Source organism: Aurantimonas sp. NFXS3 (assembly GCF_049132005.1).
Taxonomy (GTDB): domain Bacteria; phylum Pseudomonadota; class Alphaproteobacteria; order Rhizobiales; family Rhizobiaceae; genus Aurantimonas; species Aurantimonas coralicida.
The window spans coordinates 1105761-1126214 of sequence record NZ_JAGDDZ010000001.1 but is presented as its reverse complement, the minus strand read 5'-3'; the positions used below and the strand labels follow the sequence as shown (position 1 = coordinate 1126214).

Genomic DNA, 20454 nt, shown 5'->3' with positions numbered 1-20454 from the left:
GCCATGAAGGTGATCATCGCAGGCGCAGGCATCGGCGGGCTGACCGCCGCGCTCATGCTGCACAAGCGCGGCATCAAGGCCGAGATCTACGAACAGTCGCCAGCTGTCCGCGAGGTCGGGGTGGGCATCAACACCCTGCCCCACGCCATCCGCGAACTCGCCGAGATCGGCCTCCTGCCCGCCCTCGACAAGGTCGGCCTGCGCACCCGCGAGCTGGTCTACTACAACCGCCAGGGCCAGGAGGTGTGGAGCGAACTGCGCGGCATCGACGCCGGCCACCCCGTCCCGCAATTCTCGATCCATCGCGGCCGGCTGCAGAAGCTGATCTACGACGCCGTCATCGAACGGCTGGGGCCGGACGCGGTGAAGACCGGCCTCAGCCTGTCGGGCTTCATCCAGAACGAGGGCGGCGTCACCGCCCATTTCACGGATTCGGTCCGCGGCGACGCCGGAACCACCGTGCGCGGCGACATTCTCGTCTGTGCCGACGGCATCCATTCCACCGCCCGCAAGCGCTTCTACCCGGACGAGGGCGCGCCCTGCTGGAACGGCGTCCTGATGTGGCGCGGCGCCACCGAATGGAAGAGCTGGCGCGACGGTCGCACCATGGCGATCGGCGGCGGCATGGGCGCGAAGTTCGTGCTCTATCCGATCGCCGAGAAGGGCGACGGCACCCAGCTCATGAACTGGGTCGTCAACATCAAGATGGCCGACGGCGCCAAGTCCCCGCCGCCGAAGGAAAGCTGGTCGCGCCCGGCCCTGCGCTCGCTGGTCCTGCCATATGCCAAGCGCTTCGCCATTCCCGACTACGACGTCCCGGCCCTCGTCGAGGCGACGCCGCAGGCCTTCGAATACCCGATGTGCGACCGCGATCCCCTGCCGCGCTGGACCTTCGGCCGGGTCACGCTGCTCGGCGACGCGGCCCACCCGATGTATCCCGTCGGCTCGAACGGCGCCTCGCAGGCGATCCTCGACGCCCGCTCGCTGGCCGACTGCCTGGAGCGTGCCGAACATCCCCGCCAGGCGCTGTGGGAATACGAGAAGGACCGCCTGCCCAAGACCGCCGAGATCGTCCGCCTCAACCGCAAGGGCGGCCCGGAGCGGGTGATCGACGAGGTCGAGAAGCGCGCGCCCGCCGGCTTCGCCAATGTCGAGGACGTCATGAGCCGGGCCGAACTGAAGGCGATCGTCGGCGGCTATGCCGGCAAGGCGGGCTTTGCCGCCGAACCGGACCGCCTCGTCTCCGAACGTCGCGCCGCCAACGCCTGATCGCCCCGACCGCGGTCCTGAACAACGGCGGTCCTGAACAGAAGCCGACACGCTTGCCGCAGCACGACCAGATAGTTTAGGCTTAAACAAATTCATCGGAGGTCGTCATGACCCCATCTGCCAGCCCTCGCCACGTCTTCGTCACCGGCTCGACCCGCGGGATTGGCCACGCCATCGCCGCCGCCTTCGTGGCGGCGGGCGATCGCGTGACGGTGCATGGCCGCAGCGCCGAAAGTGCCGAGCGGGCCCGCGCCGAACTCGGCGCCCATGCCGGCGTCGCAGCCGACGTGACCGACGCCGCAGCGCTGGAGGCAGCCCTTGCGAGCGCCGCCGAGCGCGCCGGCCCGATCGAGGTGCTGGTCAACAATGCCGGCGCCGCCGAGACCGCACCGCTGTCGCGCCTCGACGTCGACCAGATGCGGCGGATGATGGCGCTGAATGTCGAGCCGGTGCTCACCGCGATCCGCGCCGTCGTGCCGGCGATGAAGGCGGCCGGCACGGGCCGCATCGTCAGCGTCGCCTCGACCGCCGGCCTCAAGGGCTATGCCTATGTCGGCGCCTATACGGCGGCCAAGCACGCCGTCATCGGCCTAACCCGTTCGCTGGCGCTGGAGCTGGCCACCGCCGGCATCACCGTCAATGCCGTCTGTCCCGGCTACACCGACACCGCGCTGATCGCCGGCTCGCTCGACCGGCTGGAGGAAAAGACCGGCCGCGACCGCGATGCGATCCTGAAGGATTTCACGCGGGTCAATCCGCTCGGCCGGCTGATCCGCCCCGAGGAGGTCGCCGACAGCGTGCTGTGGCTGGCCGGAGCCGGCGCCAGCGGCGTCACCGGCCAGGCGATCGCGATCGCGGGAGGCGAATTGTGAGTGTCACCCGGCAGACCCCGATCGACCATATCGACGCCGAGTCCAAGGTCGGCGAGAGCCCGCAGGATCACCGCGCCGAGCTGCGCCTGTGGCTGCGCCTCCTGACCTGCGCCAACCTCGTCGAGGCCGAGATCCGCAAGCGCCTGCGCGAACAGTTCGGCACCACCCTGCCCCGCTTCGACCTGATGGCCCAGCTCGAACGCTCGTCCGACGGCATCCTGCTCGGCGAGCTGTCGCGGCGGATGATGGTCTCCAACGGCAATGTCACCGGCCTCGTCGACCGCCTTGTCCAGGAGGGGCTGATCGAGCGTCAGGTCTCCGAACACGACCGGCGCTCGGCGCGGGTGCGCCTCACCGAGCAGGGCCGCTCGACCTTCGCCCGCATGGCCCGCGCCCACAGCGACTGGCTGGCCGAACTCCTCGCCGGCATCTCGCCGGAGGAGCAGACCGAACTCTGGTCGCGGCTCGGCGACCTCAAGCACTCGGTCCACGACGCCAGCCGCGCCGGACCCGCACCAACACAGCCAGAGGACGAATGATGAAGCGCCAGAACGCGATCGCCGCACCCTTGCGGGACTTCGTGCCCGAGCATTTCCGCCTCGCGATCGACAACGGCATCGCGGTGATCACCCTCGACCGGCCGGATCGCAAGAACCCGCTGACCTTCGAGAGCTATGCCGAGCTGCGCGACACCTTCCGGGCGATGCGCTTCGACGACGACGTCACCGCCATCGTCGTGACCGGATCGGGTGGCAATTTCTCCAGCGGCGGCGACGTCTTCGAGATCATCGAGCCGCTGACGAAGATGGAAGCGGCCGAACTGCACGCCTTCACCACCATGACCGGCGATCTCGTCAAGGAGATGCGCGCCTGTCCGCAGCCCGTCATCGCCGCGGTCGAGGGCATCTGCGCCGGGGCCGGCGCGATCATGGCCATGGTCTCCGACATGCGGATCGCGGCCAGCGGCGCCAAGGTCGCCTTCCTGTTCAACCGCGTCGGCCTTGCCGGCTGCGACATGGGCGCCTGTGCGATCCTGCCCCGCATCATCGGCCAGGGCCGCGCCTCCGAACTCCTCTACACCGGCCGCTTCATGAGCGCCGAGGAAGGCGAGCGCTGGGGCTTCTTCAACCGGCTGACTGACACCGGCGGCGCCATGGATGCCGCGATGGAGATGGCGGCCGCGCTCAACGAAGGCCCGACCTACGCCAATTCGGTGACCAAGCGCATGCTTCAGATGGAATGGGCGATGGGCGTCGACGAGGCCATCGACGCCGAGGCGATCGCCCAGGCCCTGTGCATGAAGACCGGCGATTTCCGCCGCGCCTTCGAGGCCTTCGCGGCCAAGCGCAAGCCGGTCTTCGAAGGGAACTGATCGTGGCCGACCGCAGCTTCCTCGACTGGCCGTTCTTCGACCAGAGCCACCGCGACCTCGCCCGCAAGGCCGAGGACTGGGCTGCCGCCAACGTCGCCGGCCTCGTCGATCACCACGATGTCGACGGGACGTGCCGGCGCCTCGTCGGTGCCATGGGCGAAGCCGGTTTCCTCGCCCATGCCGCGCCCAGGGACGGTCGCTTCGACGTGCGCAGCCTGTGCATCCTGCGCGAGACCTTCGCCCGCTTCGACGGCCTCGCCGACTTCGCCTTCGCCATGCAGGGGCTCGGCACCGGCGCACTGACCCTTTACGGCAGCGAAGCCCAGAAAGCCTCTGTGCTGCCCGGCGTGCGCGACGGCACGGCGATTGCCGCCTTCGCGCTGACCGAGCCGGACGCCGGCTCCGACGTCGCCGAGATCGCCCTCGCCGCGACCCCGGTCGGCAACGACATGATCCGTCTCGACGGCGAGAAGACCTGGATCTCCAATGGCGGCATTGCCGACCATTACGTCGTCTTCGCCCGCACCGGCGAGGCACCCGGCGCCAAGGGCCTTTCGGCCTTCTGCGTGCCTGCCGACACGCCGGGCCTGACCATCGCCGAGCGGCTCGACACCATCGCCCCGCATCCCCTCGCCCGCCTCCGCTTCGAGGATTGCCGGGTCCCGGCGTCGAATCGCATCGGAGAGCCCGGCGCGGGCTTCCGGATCGCCATGGCGACGCTCGACGTCTTCCGCACCACGGTGGGCGCTGCCGCCCTCGGCTTTGCGCGCCGGGCCCTCGACGTGACGCTGGACCGCGCCCGTTCGCGCAAGCTGTTCGGCGCGCCGCTTGCCGATATGCAGCTCACCCAGACGGCCCTCGCCGAGATGGCAACGGCGATCGACAGCGCCGCCCTGCTCGTCTACCGCGCGGCCTGGACCCGCGACAGCGGCGCGCCGCGCATCACCCGCGAGGCGGCCATGGCCAAGATGGTCGCCACCGAAAACGCGCAAGGGGTCATCGACCGGGCCGTCCAGCTCCATGGCGGCGAAGGCGTGCGCTCCGGCTCCGTGCCCGAGACGCTGTACCGCGAGATCCGCGCCCTGCGCATCTACGAGGGCGCGACCGAAGTCCAGAAGCTCATCATCGCCCGCCAATTGCTGTCGCAAGCCGCCTGAGGAGATCGCCCATGCCCGCCTCCTGCCATGTCGACACCTTCGTCCTCGACAACCTGCCGCCCGCAGCCGAGCAGCCGGACTTCATCAATCTCGACCGGCTCGGCTATCCCGAGCAGCTCAACGCTGCCGCCGAACTCGTCGACCGCCATGTCGCCGAAGGCCGCGGCGAGCGGCTCGCCATCCGCGCGCCGGGCGTGCACTGGACCTATGCCGAACTCGCCCGGACCGTCGACCGGATGGCCAATGTCCTGACCGGCGAACTCGGACTTGTGCCCGGCGGCCGGGTTCTCCTGCGTTCGGCCAACAACCCGACCCTGGTCGCGCTCTACATGGCGGTCATCAAGGCCGGCGGCATCGTCGCCGCCACCATGCCGCTGCTGCGCGCGCGCGAGCTCGTGCAGATCCTCGACAAGGCCGAGATCGGGCTCGCTCTGTGCGACGCGACCCTGGTCGACGAGATGGACAAGGCCGCGAATTCCGCCGCCCGGCCGGTCCGGATCGTCACTTGGGAGGGGCTTGCGGGCGGTGATCTCGGCGCTCTCATGGCTGGCGCGGCCGACCGCTTCGAGGCCGTGGCCTCGCGGGCCGACGATCCCTGCCTTCTCGGCTTCACCTCGGGAACGACCGGCCTGCCCAAGGCGACGATCCACTATCACCGCGACCTTCTGGTCATCTGCGACTGCTATGCCCGCGACGTGCTGCGCGCGGGCGCCGACGACGTCTTCATCGGCTCGCCGCCGCTGGCCTTCACCTTCGGTCTCGGCGGCCTCGTCCTGTTCCCGTTCCGGATCGGCGCCTCGACCGTGCTGCTCGAACGCGCCGGCCCGCCGGATCTTGCCGCCGCCATCGGCGAATACGGCGCGACGGTCTGCTTCACCGCCCCCACCGCCTATCGCGCCATGCTGGCGAAGATCGACGAATACGACCTGTCGTCCCTGAAGAAATGCGTCTCCGCCGGCGAGACCCTGCCGCGCCCGACCTTCGATGCCTGGCTGGAGGCGACCGGCCTGAAGCTGATGGACGGCATCGGCGCGACCGAGATGCTGCACATCTTCATCGCCGCGCCGCAGGAGGCGATCCGCCCGGGCGCCACCGGCAAGCCCGTGCCCGGCTACGAGGCGCGCATCGTCGACGCCTCAGGCACGCCGCAGCCCAAGGGCACCGCGGGCCGCCTTGCGGTGCGTGGTCCGATCGGCTGCCGCTACCTCGCCGACCGGCGCCAGGCCGTCTATGTCGAGAATGGCTGGAACATCACCGGCGACACCTATGTCGAGGACGAGGACGGCTATTTCTGGTTCCAGGCCCGCAATGACGACATGATCGTCTCGGCCGGCTACAACATCGCCGGCCCCGAGGTGGAGGCCGCACTTCTCGCCCATCCGCTGGTGCTGGAGGTTGGCGTCGTCGGCGCCCCGGACCCGGAGCGCGGCCGCATCGTCAAGGCCTTCATCGTCCTGGCCGACCCGTCGGCGGCCGGGCCCGATCTCGCCAAGGAACTGCAGGACCATGTGAAGCGCGAGCTCGCGCCCTACAAATACCCACGCTCGGTCGTCTTCGTGGACGCCTTGCCCAAGACCGGTTCGGGAAAACTGCAGCGCTTTGCATTGCGCCAGCAGGCGGAGGCCGAAGCCGAGGACGCGACCCAGGGAGTGAACGCGTGAACATCAACCAGCCGATCGGCGCCAGTCCGACCCCTTCGTCCGAAGCCGGTGACGACGCCGCGCTCGATACCCTGCAGCCGCCCGGCTGGAAGAAGCCCCGCGGCTACGCCAACGGCATGGCCGGTCGCGGCCGGCTGGTGCTCACCGGCGGCCTGATCGGCTGGGACGAGACCGAGACCTTCGCCGACGGCTTCATCCCGCAGGTCGAACAGACGCTTCGCAATGTCCTCGCCGTGGTCGCGGAAGCCGGCGGCGGGCCGGAGCATATCGCCCGCCTCACCTGGTATGTGCGCAGCATCGCCACCTACCGCGCCTCGACCGCCGAACTCGGCGCCGCCTATCGCCGCGTCCTTGGCCGGCACTATCCGGCGATGGCCCTGGTGGAGGTCTCCGACCTGGTCGAACCCGAGGCGCTGGTCGAGATCGAGGCCACCGCCATCGTGCCCGACTAGGCCGCGCTGTTCCGACCGGCAGCGCTTGCGTCCCAGACATTCAGACAGATCCCGGCCCCGTGCCGCGCCACCACGACAGGAACCCCGCCATGTCCAACGCTTCGGCCGCCGCGCCTTCGCCGTCTGCGTCTCCGTCCGCCGGTTTCGACTGGGCCGACCCGTTCCGGCTCGAGGACCAGCTGTCCGAGGACGAGCGGCTGATCTTCGAGACCGCCCGGTCCTATGCCGAGGAGAAGCTGCGGCCGCGCATCGTCGAGGCCTATCGCAACGAGACCACCGACCGGTCGATCTTCAACGAGATGGGCGAGCTCGGCCTGCTCGGCCTGACCCTGCCCGAGGATTATGGCTGCGCCGGCGCGTCCTATGTCTCCTACGGCCTCGTCGCCCGGGCCGTCGAGGCGGTGGATTCGGGTTATCGCTCGATGATGAGCGTCCAGTCCTCCCTGGTGATGTATCCGATCTTCGCCTATGGCGACGAGACCCAGCGCCGCAAGTACCTGCCCAAGCTCGCCACCGGCGAATATGTCGGCTGTTTCGGCCTGACCGAGCCCGATGCCGGCTCCGATCCCGGCGGCATGACCACAAGGGCCGAGAAGATCGACGGCGGCTACCGCCTGTCGGGCGCCAAGATGTGGATCTCCAATTCGCCCATCGCCGACGTCTTCGTCGTCTGGGCGAAGTCCGCCGCCCATGACAACAAGATCCGCGGCTTCATTCTCGACAAGGGCATGAAGGGCCTGTCGGCGCCCAAGATCGAGGGCAAGCTCTCCCTGCGCGCCTCGATCACCGGCGAGATCGTCATGGACGGTGTCGAGGTCGGCGAAGACGCGCTGCTGCCGAACGTGTCGGGGCTCGGCGGCCCCTTCGGCTGCCTCAACCGGGCCCGCTACGGCATCTCCTGGGGCGCCATGGGGGCTGCCGAGGATTGCTGGAAGCGGGCGCGCGACTACACGATGGAGCGCACCCAGTTCGGCCGCCCGCTGGCCCAGACCCAGCTTGTCCAGAAGAAGCTCGCCGACATGCAGACCGAGATCGCGCTGGGGCTGCAGGGCTCGCTTCGGGTCGGCCGCCTGTTCGACGAGGGCGCCATGGCGCCGGAGATGATCAGCCTGGTCAAGCGCAACAATTGCGGCAAGGCGCTGGACATCGCCCGCACCGCCCGCGACATGCATGGCGGCAACGGCATCATGGGCGAGTACCACGTCATGCGCCACGCCCAGAACCTGGAGACCGTCAACACCTACGAGGGCACGCACGACGTCCATGCGCTGATCCTCGGCAAGGCCCAGACCGGCCTCCAGGCCTTCTTCTGAGCCGCGCCGGAGAGAACGACACGAGGCGACGGGGCATGAGCCAGATGGTGGACGCGGCGATCACGGATTTCGACACGGCCTATGGCAATGCCGGCGCGATTGCCGGGGCCGAGACCTATCCGCCGCGCTGGCGTGAGCGGGCAGCGGCTTTCCGGCAGGAGCTGGAAGCCGCCGGTCGCGCCCGCCTCGCCTGCCCCTATGGCGACGGCGAACGGGCGGTCTACGATCTCTTCCTGCCGGAGGGCACGCCCGCCGGTCTCGCCGTCTATGTCCATGGCGGCTACTGGAAGGCGTTCGGCCGGTCCGAATGGTCGCATTTGGCGGCCGGCGCGCTGGCGCGCGGCTTTGCCGTCGCCATGCCGTCCTATCCGTTGTGCCCGACGGTTCGAATCGCGGAGATCACACGTCACGTCGGGCAGTTCCTCGACACGGTCGCCGCGGAGGTCTCCGGCCCGATCCGCCTGTCCGGCCATTCGGCCGGCGGCCATCTGGTGACGCGGATGATCTGCACGGATTCGCCGCTCTCCGAGGCGACCGCCGCCCGGATCGACCGGGTGTTGTCGATCAGCGGCGTTCACGACCTGCGTCCGCTCCTGAAGACGCAGATGAACGAGATTCTGGCCCTCGATCTCGCCGAAGCCCGCGCCGAAAGCCCGGCGCTGCTCGAACCGCACGGCAATGCCGCCCTCACCTGCCTCGTCGGCGGCGACGAACTGCCCGAATTTCGCCGGCAGAACACGCTGCTTGCGAGCGCCTGGCGCGGGCTCGGCCTGCGCACCGCGGCGATCGAAGCGCCAAGGCAGCACCATTTCGACGTCATCGATGCATTGGAAGACCCCGCCAGCGACGCGGTTGCGCTGCTGGCGGGGTGACAGGCGTCCGGCTTAGCGGGCGGCGGCAAGGCCGAGGATCAGCCCGGTGGCCGCGGAGATCAGCAGATACTGGTTGTCGACCTTGATCCAGTTCTGCCCCCGGCCAGGCGCGCGCAAACCGTGCCGGCGGAAATCCCGCACGCTCTGGTGACGCTTCCAGTTGCCGTAGCGCTGGCCGGACCGGAACTTGGCCCGTGCAGCGGTCGGCCGCTGCGCCCGATGCCGCTGGGCGCCGTGGTCGCGAGACTGGCTCTGCTGTGCGGTGGGACGGTTGTTGTCGTGCCGGCTCTGGGCCTGCGCCTGGGCCATCGGCGCGGCCAGCATGGAGACGGCTGCGATGGCGATGAGTGTGCGCTTGAACATGATATGTGTCCTCATTGGTGGTGAGAGGACGGTAGGCCTCGGCACATGAACCGCATATGAACCAGTATGTTACGAAGTGTAACCGCAGTCATGGTTGAAGCACGGAGCATCGTTGCGACCGCCTGCTGCGCCTCCACGCGAAGCGAAGGCCGAACGCGTCAGGTGTCCTGCGCCGACGGCCAGACCGTGCGCACCGTCTCGATGAAGGCGGCGGCGACATCGCTCGGTCGGCGGTTGCGCGGCGAGAACAATTCGAACTCGCAGGTATAGCCGATCTCCTTCGGCCGGATCGCCCGCAGCGTGCCGGCCGCCACTCCCTCGGCCGCGTAATGGTTCGGCAGGAGACCGATATAACGGCCGGACTGGATCAGAATGAGCTGCGGTTCGATCTGGAAGACCGTCGCCTCGACGCGCCAGTCGAGCTGGCGCAGCGTGTCCTCGTCCCGCCAGTAGCCGCGGTGGACGAAAGGCATGGCCGCAAGACGCGCATCGGTCAGCTCGGCATCGTCGGCCTCGAACGCCTCATGCAGACGCCCGCAATAGAGGCTGTGGCGCTCGTCATGCAGCCGGTCGTAGACGATGCCGTCGATCCGGTTGCGATAGCTGCCGATGGCGCAGTGATAGAGCCCGTCCAGCACCTTCTGCTGCAGATCCTGCGGTCGCTCCTGGGCAATCACCAGCCGGACATGCGGCGCGATCCGGCCATAGGCGGCGATGACGTCGGCAAGGCGGTTGGCCGGATCGGAGACCACCGCGTCGAGAATGCCGATCCGCAATTCGCCGCGCAGCTCGCCCCGCACCGAGGCGACGTCGGTGGAAAAGTCCTGGAGCGCCTTTTCGAGCTGGCGCCCGGCCTCCCAGACCGCCCGGCCCTTCTCGGTCATGTGAAACCCACCGCGGCCGCGCTGGCACAGGACAAAGCCCAGCCGCTCCTCCAGCGCCGTCATGTGGTTGGAAATGGTGGACTGGCTGACATTCAGATCCAACGCCGCGGCCGCGAAGCCGCCATGCCGCACCACCGCGTCGAAGACCTGCAGCAGGCGAAGATCACTTCCGGAAACGCGCATGAGCGACCGCACCACTTTGACGTTTTTCAATGTTTGAATTGATAGGCCGATATTCCACCATGCGTCCAGCGCGGCACATGATGAGGAAAAGGGCAAAGGCCCGGTTTGAGCAATCCGCAAGCAGCCGGTCGCTGCCATCATCGGGTGAGCGGGCAGTCGGAGAGAGTATCCATGATCCGTTTGGAGGCGGCGATATCCCGGTGAGAGGCCCGTTGAGCGTCCTGCAGAACCCCGCTGAGGCTGCGCCGTGCACGGGGCGTTCGCCGCGGCCGACTAACGCCTGTCCGGATTGCCAGTGACCGCGCCGCTGCCCAATCCGTTGCTGACCGCCGTCTCGGTGCCGCCGATCGCGCGCGCCGGCCGCTGGATCGCCGCCTATGACGGAAGGCACGGCCCGCTGATCGACTGCAGCCAGGCCGTTCCGAACCATGCCCCACCGGCCGGCTTCGCCACCCGCCTGGCCGAAGCCGCGGCCTCGGCGGCCGGTGCCCGCTACGGCGACATTCTCGGCGACCGCGCCTTGCACGAGGCCTATGCCGACCATGTCGCCGCGCGCTACGGCATGCCCGTCGCGGCCGGCCGCGTCGCCATCACCAGCGGCTGCAACCAGGCCTTCTTCGCCGCCATGCTGACCGTCGCGCGCGCCGGCGACGTGGTCGTGCTGCCGGCCCCCTGGTACTTCAATCACAAGATGACGCTGGAAATGCTCGGCATCGAGGCGCGCCCGTTGCAGACCGAGGCGGCCGATGGCTTCCTGCCCTCCGTCGCCGGGCTGGAGGCGGTGCTCGATTCGCGCTGCCGGGCGCTGGTGCTGGTCAGCCCGAACAACCCGACCGGCGCCGTCTATCCGCCGGAACGCCTCGCCGAACTGATGGAAGTCTGCGTTTCGCGTGGGATGTATCTCGTCCTCGACGAGACCTATCGCGACTTCCTCGACCCGGCGCTCGGCAAGCCGCATGGGCTGTTCGCGGAAACCGACGCGCGCGAAAACCTGATCGCGCTCTACTCATTCTCCAAATCCTACGCCATTCCCGGCCACAGGGTGGGCGCCATGATCGCCGGCGAGGCGACCATCGCCGAGTTGGAAAAGGTCATTGACTGCATCCAGATCTGCGCGCCCCGCCCGGCTCAGGCGGCACTGCCCTGGGCCATTGATGAACTGGCCGACTGGCGCGACGCAAACCGCGACGAGATCGCACGACGGGCAGACATCTTCCGCGCCGCCTTTGCCAGCCTGCCGGGCTGGGAGCTCGACCAGATCGGCGCCTATTTCGCCTATGTGCGCCATCCCATCCCGGACCGGCCGGCCGAGGCGGTCGCCGAGGCGCTGACTCGCGAACTCGGGGTGCTGGTCCTGCCCGGCAGCTTCTTCGGCCCCGGCCAGGACCAGCATCTGCGGATCGCCTTCGCCAATGTGGATGCGGACGGCATCCGCGAGATGGCGCGCCGGATCGGCCTCGGCCTGTCCGCCGGCGCCTTTGCCAACGAACCAGACCGTCCAGCGGGGAACCTTCATGGATAGCGGCAAACTGGAAGCGCTGCGGCAGCGCTTCGCCGGCGACAACGAGCGGATCATCTACGACAAGGGCTTCGCGGCCGTGGCCGACCGGCTCTTCGACCCCAAGGGCACCCGTGTCGCCCCCTATGCCGGCGTGCCGACCCTGCTCGACGCCCCCCATCGCGCCATCGACTGGGCCGCGCCGGATCTCTCAAACCTCGACGTCGCGATGATCGGCGTGCCGATGGATCTCGGCGTCACCAACCGCAATGGCTCGCGCTTCGGCCCGCGTGCCCTGCGCACCATGGAGCGCGTCGGACCCTACAATCACGTGCTGAAGACCATGCCGACGGCCAGTCTCAAGGTCGCCGACATCGGCGACGTGCCGTTTCGCAGCCGCTTCGATCTTGCCACGTCGCACGAGGATATCGAGCGCACCGCTGCCACGATCGCCAAGGCCGGCGTCCTGCCTCTCTTCGTCGGAGGCGACCATTCGATCACCCTGCCGATCCTGCGGGCGCTGGGCGCCGAAGCTCCGGTCGGCATGATCCATATCGACGCCCATTGCGACACGTCCGGGCCCTTCGACGGCTGCAAGTTCCACCATGGCGGCCCGTTCCGGCAGGCGGTGCTGGATGGCGTGCTCGACCCCGAGCGCACCATCCAGATCGGCATTCGCGGCGCCTCCGAATATCTGTGGGAGTTCTCCTTCGAATCCGGCATGACCGTCATCCATGCCGAGGAGATTCCCGGCCTCGGCCTCGAGGCGGTGATCGCCAAGGCCCGTGCCGTCGTCGGCGACGGTCCGGTCTATATCTCCTTCGACATCGACAGCCTCGACCCGGCCTTCGCGCCCGGTACCGGCACGCCGGAGATCGGCGGCCTGACGACCCGCGAAGTGCAGATGATCCTGCGCGGTCTCGCCGGGATCAACATGATCGGCGGCGACGTGGTCGAGGTCGCACCGCAATACGACGCCACCACCAACACCGCCCATGCCGGCGCGCAGATGCTGTTCGAGCTTCTGAGCCTTCTGGATTTCACGCCGGACCGTTCCGGCGCCGCCCGCTGATCGAAGTCACGTTGCAACCAAGGAGATGAAGTCATGACCCGGAAGTCCCCGCTCATCCTGAACCGGCGGCATCTGCTCGCCGCAGCCGGCGCCGCGGGCGCCACGCTGGCCATGCCGTCGATCCTCAGGGCTCAAGAGAAGAGCCTGAAGGTCGGAGTCTATGGCGGCTATTTCAAAGATTCCTTCGACAAGAACGTCTTCCCGGCCTTCACCGAGGCCACCGGCATCACCGTCGAGAGCGTCGCCGAGCCGACCGGCGAAGCCTGGCTGGTGCAGCTCGAGCAGGCCGCCCGCGCCGGTGTCGCGCCGGCCGACGTGTCGATGATGTCCCAGGTCGCCATGCGCAAGGGCCTCGCAACCGAACTGTGGCAGCCGCTGGACATGGACAGGATCGCCAACTCCGGCGACGTCCTGCCGCCCTTCGTCGTGAACTACCCCGACGGCCGCGTCGCCGGCGTCGGTGCCGTGGCCTGGTACATCAACCTCGTCACCAACACCGACACCTATCCGGACGCGCCGGAAAGCTGGGCGGCCCTGTGGGACCCGGCCAACAAGGAGAAGCTCGGCCTTCTCGCCCTCGTCTCCAACTCGTTCCTTCTGGAAGTCACCGCCAAGACCTTCTTCGGCGGCACCGACGTGCTCGACACCGAGGAAGGCATCCTGAAGGTGATGGACAAGCTCGCCGAGGTGAAGCCGAACGTCCAGCTCTGGTACCGCGACGAAGCCCAGTTCGAACAGGCGCTGAAATCCGGCGAAATCCCGATGGGCCAGTATTATCACGACGTCACGGGCCTCGCCGCGGCCGACGGCTTCCCGGTCCGCTCGACCTTCCCGAAGGAAGGCGGCATCTCCGACTCGGGCTGCTGGGCGATCTCCAAGGCCTCCGAGAAGGGCGACGTCGCCCACGAGTTCATCGACTACATGACCCAGCCGGAGGTCCAGAGCCTGCTCGCCCGCAAGGTCGGCACGGCACCGGTGATCAAGCGTGACCTTCTCGACCTGACCGACGAGGAATTCGCGGCGGTCTCCTCCGAGATCGACCCGATCGTTCCGCGCTATGATCTCTATGTCGAGAAGTCCGACTGGCTGAACCAGAAGTGGACCGAACTCATCGTCGGCTGAGCCCGACGCCCGCCCATTCACCGGCCGCCTCGTCAGGGGCGGCCGGACCCCAGCACCAGGAAACGTCCAGGCCGATGAGCGCACTCGAACTTGCCAACATCACCAAGCGCTACGGCTCGGTCCTCGCCGTCGACGACGCCGTCCTCGACGTGCCGGCCGGCAGCTTCGTCTGCCTGCTCGGGCCGTCAGGCTGCGGCAAGACCACCTTGATGCGGATGATTGCCGGCCTCGAAACCCCGACCGCCGGCACGATCCGCTTCAACGACGAGACCATCAACGACCGCCCGGTCCACCGCCGCGATTTCGGCATGGTGTTCCAGTCGCTGGCGCTGTTTCCGCATCTGAGCGTCGGCGAGAACATCGCCTATCCGCTGAAGATCCGCGGCCGGCCCCGCGCCGAGCGCGATGCCCGCGTCGTCGAGCTGCTCGATCTCGTTCGCCTGCCCGGCGTCGCCGACCGGTCGGTGGCGCAATTGTCGGGCGGCCAGCGCCAGCGCGTCGCCATCGCCCGGGCCCTCGCCGTCTCGCCCAAGCTCTTCCTTCTCGACGAGCCCCTGTCGGCCCTCGACGCCAAGCTGCGCGAAGCCATGCAGGTCGAACTGCGCCAGCTGCAGGAACGGCTCGGCATCACCACCATCGTCGTCACCCACGACCAGCGCGAAGCCATGACCATGGCCGACACCATCGTCGTCATGAAGGGCGGCCGCATCCAGCAGATGGACCGGCCGATCGACATCTACCGGAGGCCCGCCAACGCCTTCGTCGCCGACTTCCTCGGCCAGACCAATCTCCTGACCGCCCATGCCGCCGATGGCGGCGCGACCATCGCCGACGCGCCGGTCCCCGGGCTGACGCTGCCGGCCGGCTGCGCCACGGCGGAAATCTCGATCCGGCCGGAGGACGTCAGCGTCGAGCGCGAGGGCGCCGCGCCCCTGCCCGCCACCGTCGAGTTCGTCCGCGACATGGGCTCGGCCGTCGAGGTGTATCTGGCGACCGCCGCCGGCCGCATCGTCGCCCAGCGCGCTGCCGGCCGTAACGATCTCATGGTCGGCGACACCGTCTCTCTGGCGCTCGATCCCGCCGCCATCGTCGTCTTCCCTGCCGGAGCTTCCGCGTGAGCGCCGCCGCGCCCGGAACGAAGGCCGGAGGCTGGCGCGAACAGGCGCCGCTGATCTTTCCGGCGCTGATGCTGCTCGCCTTCTTCGTCGTGCCCTTCGGCCTGATGATCGCCGTCTCGCTGTTCGAGCGGGTCGCCGGCGGTTTCTACCAGCCGGTGCTGACGACGGCGAACTATGCCCGCTTTCTCAGCCTGTTCTTCGGCAAGATACTCGTCTTCTCGCTCGGCCTGTCGGCGCTGGTTTCGGCACTCTGCCTGATCGTCGGCGCACCCTTCACCTATCTGCTGACCAAGCTCCGCCGGAAGTGGCAGGTGCCCTGGCTGGTGGCGATGCTGGCGGTCCTGTCCCTGTCCGAGGTGATCATCGGCTTTTCCTGGTCGACGCTGCTCAGCCGCACGGCCGGGCTCTCCAACCTGTTCGTGTCCCTTGGCCTGATGGACAACCCGGATGCCTGGACGCCCGGCTTCTTCGCCGTCCTTGCCGGCATGACCTACCAGGCCTTCCCCTATGCGGTGCTGGTGCTCTACCCGTCCTTCTCCCGGCTCGACCCGTCGCTGGCCGAAGCCGCCCGCACCCTCGGCGCCTCGCCGCTCAGGGCCTTCTTCACGGTGATCCTGCCGGCGCTGCGGATGGCGCTGATCGCCACCTTCATCATCGTCTTCGTCTTCGCGCTGGGCGCCTATCTCCTGCCGCAACTGCTCGGCCGGCCGGAGCACTGGACCCTGTCGGTGCTGATCACCGACCAGGCGATCTACCAGTCGAACATGCCGTTTGCGGCGGCAATGGCGGTGTTCCTGGTGGTCACCAGCCTGTCGCTCGTGCTGCTGACCACGACGCTCGGCCGGAAGGGACGCGCGGCATGATCGGCACGTTCCTCACCCGCCTGTTCTTCGCCGCCGTCGGGCTGTTCATGGCGGCGCCCATCGTCGTCATCGCCGGCGTCTCGATCAACGAGAAGCGCAGCCTGACCTTCCCGCCCGAGGGTTTTTCGCTCGCCTGGTACGGCCAGATCTTCGCCGACGAGGGCTGGCGCGGCGCCCTGACCACCTCGGTGCTGATCGCCCTCGGTGCGGCGACCATTGCCGTCCTCATCGCCCTGCCGATCGCCTATGCGCTGTGGCGCCGGGTCACCGCGATCGGCCGGACCGTGCAGTTGCTGGGCGTCTCGCCCTTCGTCCTGCCGCCGGTAATCACCGCGCTCGGCGCTTTGTCCTTCTGGGCGACGATGGGCGGCTACGGCGCCTGGTACACGGTGGTCATATCCCACGCGATCTTCTTCACCAGCCTGCCGCTGGTGACCATCTCGCTCGGCTTCCAGACCATCGACCGCGAGGTGACCGAGGCCGCGCGCACCATGGGCGCCAACGACCGGACCATCCTGACGACCATCGTGCTGCCGATGATCGCGCCCTACATCGTCTCGGGCTTCGCCTTCGCCTTCGTCCTGTCGCTGAACGAGTACATCGTCGCCTACATGACGGTGGGCTTCACGCTGGAGACGGTGCCGATCAAGATTTTCAACGCCCTGCGCTACGGCTACACGCCGACCATGGCCTCGGTCTCGATCCTCTTCGTCGCCGTGGCGGTGGTGGTGTTCGGCTTCGTCGCCCGCTTCGGCGACCTGCCGCGCCTGCTCGGCGCCTGGTCCAACGGAGACGGCAAGTGAAGGTCGCCGCCATCCAGTTGGACGCCGCGATGACCGACGCGGCCGACCGGCACGCAGCAATCCTGCGCAGCCTCGAGGACGCGGCCGCCGCCGGCGCTGACCTCGCCGTCCTGCCCGAGCTCGCGCCGACCGGCTACGGCGCCGGCCAGTCGATCGCCAACACCGCAGAGGCAGCGAACGCCGGCCTTGCCGAATGGCAGGAGGCGTCCGCCCGGCTCGGCATCGCCATCGTCATGGGGCTTGCGATCCGCACAGCTCACGGCGTCGACAACGCCGCCGCGCTGATTACACCGGGCCGCGCGCCGGTCCTCTACGCCAAGCGCATGCTCTATGGCGACTACGAGAAGGGCCTGTTCCGGCCGGGCGATGCGCCCTCGCCCATCGTCGAGATCGCCGGCCTGCGCTGCGGCCTGCTCGTCTGCTTCGACGTGGAATTTCCCGAGCTGTGCCGCGACCTCGCCTTGCGGGGCGCCGAGGCGATCATCGTGCCGACGGCATTGCCCAAGAGCGACGGCGCGCGCTTCATCGCGCAGAACGTCGTGCCGGTGCGCGCCTTCGAGAACCAGCTCTTCGTGGTCTATGCCGATCATTGCGGCAGCGACGGCACATTTGCCTATCAGGGCCTGTCGGTGATCGCGGCCCCGGACGGCTCGGTGCTGGCCTCGGCCGGCGAAAGCGACGCGACGACGATCCTCGCCGATCTCGACCCCGCGGCCTACGGCGCCAGCCGCGACCAGAACCCCTATCTCGCCGAAGTCAGCGCCCACCTCTCGCCCCGTCGCTGACGCACCATCCCGGACACGCCGCGCGTCACCCAGCGGTTATCGGCCCCGACCCGCCCTGCCGACGCTGCGGCTGGCCCGCAGCGCCTTGTCGATCTCCATGACGACCAGCACCGACAGCGCCATCGGCACCAGCAGCGCCCATTGCTCCCACGGGATCGGCGCAAGGTCGAGCACGTCACGCAGGCCCGGCGTGAAGGCCGCGCCGATATGGATCGCCTGCGCCGCGACGATCGATGCGAGCAGCGGCCAGTTGTTCGCCAGGGGCACCCTGAACGCCGAGATCGTCTCCGACCGGCAATTCATCACATGGACGTTCTCGAAGGCGACCATCAGGAACAGAAGGACGTTGCGGGCCTCGAACTCGCTCCAGCCCGCCGAGATCGCCCAGGCGAAGACCAGATAGCCGACGATGCCGATCACCGCGCCCGAGAGGGCCGTCTGGCGGATCATCAGGGCGTCGAAAATCGCCTCGCCGGTGCGCCGCGGCGGCCGCGACAGGAGGCCCGGCTCGGGCTTTTCCAGCGCCAGGGCGACATGCTGGCCGCCATTGGTCACGAGATTCAGCCAGAGCAGCTGCACCGCCGTCAGCGGCACCGGAAAGCCGGTGAACAGCGCCATAAGGAAGAACACCGCCTCGGCGGCGCCGGTGCTGATCGCCAGATAGATCACCTTGCGGATATTGGCGTAGGCGGCGCGCCCCTCGTGGATGCCGGCCGTGATCGAGGCGAAATTGTCGTCGGTCAGAACGAGATCGGCCGCGTCGCGGGCCGCATCCGTGCCGTCGCGCCCCATCGCGACGCCGAGATCGGCCCGGTGCAGCGCCGGCGCGTCGTTGACGCCGTCTCCGGTCATCGCCACGACATGGCCGCCGCGCTGCAAGGCCTCGACGATCCGCACCTTGTGGCTCGGTTCGACCCGGGCAAACACGGACGTCGCGGCGATGCGCGCGTCGGTTCCCGTCGCCGGGTCGTCCATCTGGCGGCCGGTCATCACGTCTTCGGGCCGGGCTGCGATGCCGAGATTGCGGGCGATCGACAGCGCCGTGGCCGCATGATCGCCGGTGATCATCTTCACCGCGACGCCAGCCCCGCGGCAATCAGCGACGGCATCCTTCGCTTCCGTGCGCAGCGGGTCGATGAAGCCGACGAGGCCGAGAAGGGTCAGCCCTTCCAGCGGCTGGTCCATCGGCGGCAGGCGGCCCGCGGCCTCGTCCCGGCCAAGGGTCCTCGCGGCAACCGCCATGACGCGAAAGCCCTGCCCGGCCATTTCGTCGGCGAGCGCCAGCACCGCGTCCACATCGACGCCGAGGCAGTGCGGCACCAGCACCTCTGCCGCGCCCTTGACGTGCAGGCGGATTGAGCCGCCCTCCTCGTCGAGACTCGCGGCATATTTGCGCTCGGCCGAGAACGGCAGTTCGGCCATCCGCCGTGCGGTGTGGCGCAGGGCCGCGACGTCCAGTCCGGTCTTCATCGCCAGAACGAGAAACGCGAGATCGACGGTGTCGCCGCTGCGCCCCGCCTCGCCGCCGTCCGGATCGAAGGCCGCGTCGTTGCAGAGCGCGGCGGCGGCAGCGAGATCCCGGGCCGCCTCCTGCGCCGGTGGGGCGAGCGGCGCCTCGTCCTGCAGCAGCCGTCCACCCAGATCGAAGCCGGCGCCCTCGATCGCGACGGCCCCATGCCCGGGCAACCACAGCCGCTTGGCCGTCAGCTGGTTGCGGGTCAGCGTGCCGGTCTTGTCGGTCGCCACCACCGTACAGGCGCCCAGGCCCTCGACGGCCGGTAGGTGCCGCACGATGACGTTGCGCCGGGCCATCCGGCGCGTCGCCACCGACAGGGCGACCGTGACGGCCACCGGCAACCCTTCGGGAATGACCGAGACGGCCAGCGCCACCGCCACGAAGAAGGTCGCCTGCAACGACGCCCCAATGCTGAATTGCTGGGCGACGACGACCGCCACCAGGGCGAGCGCGACGAGGCCGAGCATGCGGGTGAAACGGTCGAGCTTGACGGTCAGCGGCGGCGGCGCCGAGGCTTCCTGCAGCGAGCCGGCGATCTGCCCGAGCTCGGTCTGGGTGCCGGTCGCCACGACAACCGCCTGGCAGCGTCCGCGATGCAGCGTCGAGCCGGCAAACAGCATGGTCGCACGCTCGGCAAGAGGCGTGTCCGGTGCCAGCGCCCCGCCGGCGGCCTTTTCCACCGGCAGCGATTCCCCGGTGAGTGCGGATTCGTCGGCCTGGAGTTCGGATGCGGAGAGGAGGCGCAGATCGGCCGGGACCCGGTCGCCGGCCTCCAGGATCACCACGTCGCCGGGCACCAGCGCCTTGCTGTCGGTCAGACGCACCGCCCCCTGCCGCCAGACGCGGCAGACGGTCGTGATCGCCGTGCGCAATGCGGCGGTATTGGCTTCCGCGCGAGATTCCTGCGCCGCCCCGATGGCGGTGTTGATGGCCAGGACGATGAAGATGAAGACCGCCTGGTCGATCTCCGCAAGGACGAGCGATACGGCCGCAGCGGCGAGCAGCAGATAGATCAGCGGGCTTTTCAACTGACCGAGGACGATCAGCGTCAGCGAGCGCGACGGCGGCTCCGGCAGCGCGTTCGGGCCGTACTCGGCGAGGCGCCGTGCCGCCTCGGCATCGTCGAGCCCGGCGGCGGCGGTGCCGAGCCTGCCGAAGGTCGCCGCCTCGTCGAGCGCGTGCCATCCATCCGCCGGCCGCTGGCCCGGCTCCGGGTCTGCGCTCATGGGGCTCATCGGATCGCTCACAATCATTGCGCGGCCCGGATCTCGGCGTGAGG

Annotated in this window: 19 protein-coding genes; 16 read left to right on the top strand and 3 right to left on the bottom strand. The window is 68.8% G+C overall.

What is annotated here, in order from left to right:
* The first annotated feature begins 3 nt into the window (after window positions 1–3).
* The 9 genes from J3367_RS05125 to J3367_RS05085 all read left to right on the top strand — a co-directional run bounded on the left by J3367_RS05125 (window position 4) and on the right by J3367_RS05085 (window position 8968).
* The gene (locus tag J3367_RS05125) at window positions 4–1269 is read left to right on the top strand and encodes a flavin-dependent oxidoreductase (protein WP_421460309.1); all 1266 of its coding nucleotides are present in this window, start codon (window positions 4–6) and stop codon (window positions 1267–1269) included.
* 107 nt (window positions 1270–1376) lie between these two features.
* On the top strand, window positions 1377–2141 hold the full coding sequence (locus tag J3367_RS05120; RefSeq protein WP_024352368.1) for an SDR family NAD(P)-dependent oxidoreductase: 765 nt from the start codon (window positions 1377–1379) through the stop codon (window positions 2139–2141).
* Complete coding sequence (locus J3367_RS05115) at window positions 2138–2680, top strand: MarR family winged helix-turn-helix transcriptional regulator (protein WP_024352369.1); 543 nt, start codon at window positions 2138–2140, stop codon at window positions 2678–2680. The genes J3367_RS05120 and J3367_RS05115 overlap by 4 nt, the downstream gene beginning before the upstream one ends.
* Window positions 2677–3513: an enoyl-CoA hydratase family protein gene (locus tag J3367_RS05110; protein ID WP_024352370.1), complete on the top strand. Its 837-nt coding sequence runs from the start codon at window positions 2677–2679 to the stop codon at window positions 3511–3513. Before J3367_RS05115 ends, J3367_RS05110 begins: the two co-directional genes overlap by 4 nt.
* A 2-nt stretch (window positions 3514–3515) precedes the next feature.
* The gene (locus J3367_RS05105; protein ID WP_024352371.1) at window positions 3516–4670 is read left to right on the top strand and encodes an acyl-CoA dehydrogenase family protein; all 1155 of its coding nucleotides are present in this window, start codon (window positions 3516–3518) and stop codon (window positions 4668–4670) included.
* A gap of 11 nt (window positions 4671–4681) precedes the next feature.
* Entirely contained in the window at window positions 4682–6331 is a 1650-nt protein-coding gene (locus J3367_RS05100) for an AMP-binding protein (RefSeq protein WP_024352372.1), read from the top strand.
* Window positions 6328–6783, top strand: a complete 456-nt coding sequence (locus J3367_RS05095; protein ID WP_024352373.1) for a RidA family protein — start codon at window positions 6328–6330, stop codon at window positions 6781–6783. The genes J3367_RS05100 and J3367_RS05095 overlap by 4 nt, the downstream gene beginning before the upstream one ends.
* Before the next feature lie 89 nt (window positions 6784–6872).
* Window positions 6873–8096: an acyl-CoA dehydrogenase gene (locus J3367_RS05090; RefSeq protein WP_060576928.1), complete on the top strand. Its 1224-nt coding sequence runs from the start codon at window positions 6873–6875 to the stop codon at window positions 8094–8096.
* A 35-nt stretch (window positions 8097–8131) separates the two neighbouring features.
* Complete coding sequence (locus tag J3367_RS05085; RefSeq protein ID WP_024351389.1) at window positions 8132–8968, top strand: alpha/beta hydrolase; 837 nt, start codon at window positions 8132–8134, stop codon at window positions 8966–8968.
* Window positions 8969–8980: 12 nt separating this feature from the next.
* Here J3367_RS05085 and J3367_RS05080 read toward each other — a convergent pair whose 3' ends face one another.
* Both J3367_RS05080 and J3367_RS05075 read right to left on the bottom strand, forming a co-directional pair.
* Entirely contained in the window at window positions 8981–9331 is a 351-nt protein-coding gene (locus J3367_RS05080; protein WP_024351390.1) for an RcnB family protein, read from the bottom strand.
* Window positions 9332–9489: 158 nt separating this feature from the next.
* The gene (locus J3367_RS05075) at window positions 9490–10398 is read right to left on the bottom strand and encodes a LysR family transcriptional regulator (protein ID WP_029703404.1); all 909 of its coding nucleotides are present in this window, start codon (window positions 10396–10398) and stop codon (window positions 9490–9492) included.
* Between the two features lie 295 nt (window positions 10399–10693).
* Between J3367_RS05075 and J3367_RS05070 the strand changes: the two genes are divergently transcribed.
* From J3367_RS05070 to J3367_RS05040, 7 genes are all read left to right on the top strand, one after another.
* Entirely contained in the window at window positions 10694–11920 is a 1227-nt protein-coding gene (locus tag J3367_RS05070) for an aminotransferase (RefSeq protein ID WP_421460304.1), read from the top strand.
* Window positions 11913–12968, top strand: coding sequence for an agmatinase (speB, locus tag J3367_RS05065; protein WP_024351392.1), 1056 nt, complete (start codon window positions 11913–11915; stop codon window positions 12966–12968). The genes J3367_RS05070 and speB overlap by 8 nt, the downstream gene beginning before the upstream one ends.
* Before the next feature lie 33 nt (window positions 12969–13001).
* Window positions 13002–14090, top strand: coding sequence for an ABC transporter substrate-binding protein (locus J3367_RS05060; RefSeq protein ID WP_024351393.1), 1089 nt, complete (start codon window positions 13002–13004; stop codon window positions 14088–14090).
* 74 nt (window positions 14091–14164) lie between these two features.
* Complete coding sequence (locus J3367_RS05055) at window positions 14165–15208, top strand: ABC transporter ATP-binding protein (RefSeq protein WP_024351394.1); 1044 nt, start codon at window positions 14165–14167, stop codon at window positions 15206–15208.
* 68 nt (window positions 15209–15276) lie between these two features.
* Window positions 15277–16071: an ABC transporter permease gene (locus J3367_RS05050; RefSeq protein WP_051141626.1), complete on the top strand. Its 795-nt coding sequence runs from the start codon at window positions 15277–15279 to the stop codon at window positions 16069–16071.
* Window positions 16068–16874: an ABC transporter permease gene (locus J3367_RS05045; protein WP_024351396.1), complete on the top strand. Its 807-nt coding sequence runs from the start codon at window positions 16068–16070 to the stop codon at window positions 16872–16874. The genes J3367_RS05050 and J3367_RS05045 overlap by 4 nt, the downstream gene beginning before the upstream one ends.
* Window positions 16871–17659, top strand: a complete 789-nt coding sequence (locus J3367_RS05040) for a carbon-nitrogen hydrolase family protein (RefSeq protein WP_024351397.1) — start codon at window positions 16871–16873, stop codon at window positions 17657–17659. Before J3367_RS05045 ends, J3367_RS05040 begins: the two co-directional genes overlap by 4 nt.
* Window positions 17660–17695: 36 nt before the next feature.
* Here the strand turns inward: J3367_RS05040 and J3367_RS05035 are convergent, their stop codons facing one another.
* On the bottom strand, window positions 17696–20401 hold the full coding sequence (locus J3367_RS05035) for a cation-translocating P-type ATPase (RefSeq protein ID WP_051141627.1): 2706 nt from the start codon (window positions 20399–20401) through the stop codon (window positions 17696–17698).
* Window positions 20402–20454: the final 53 nt, after the last annotated feature.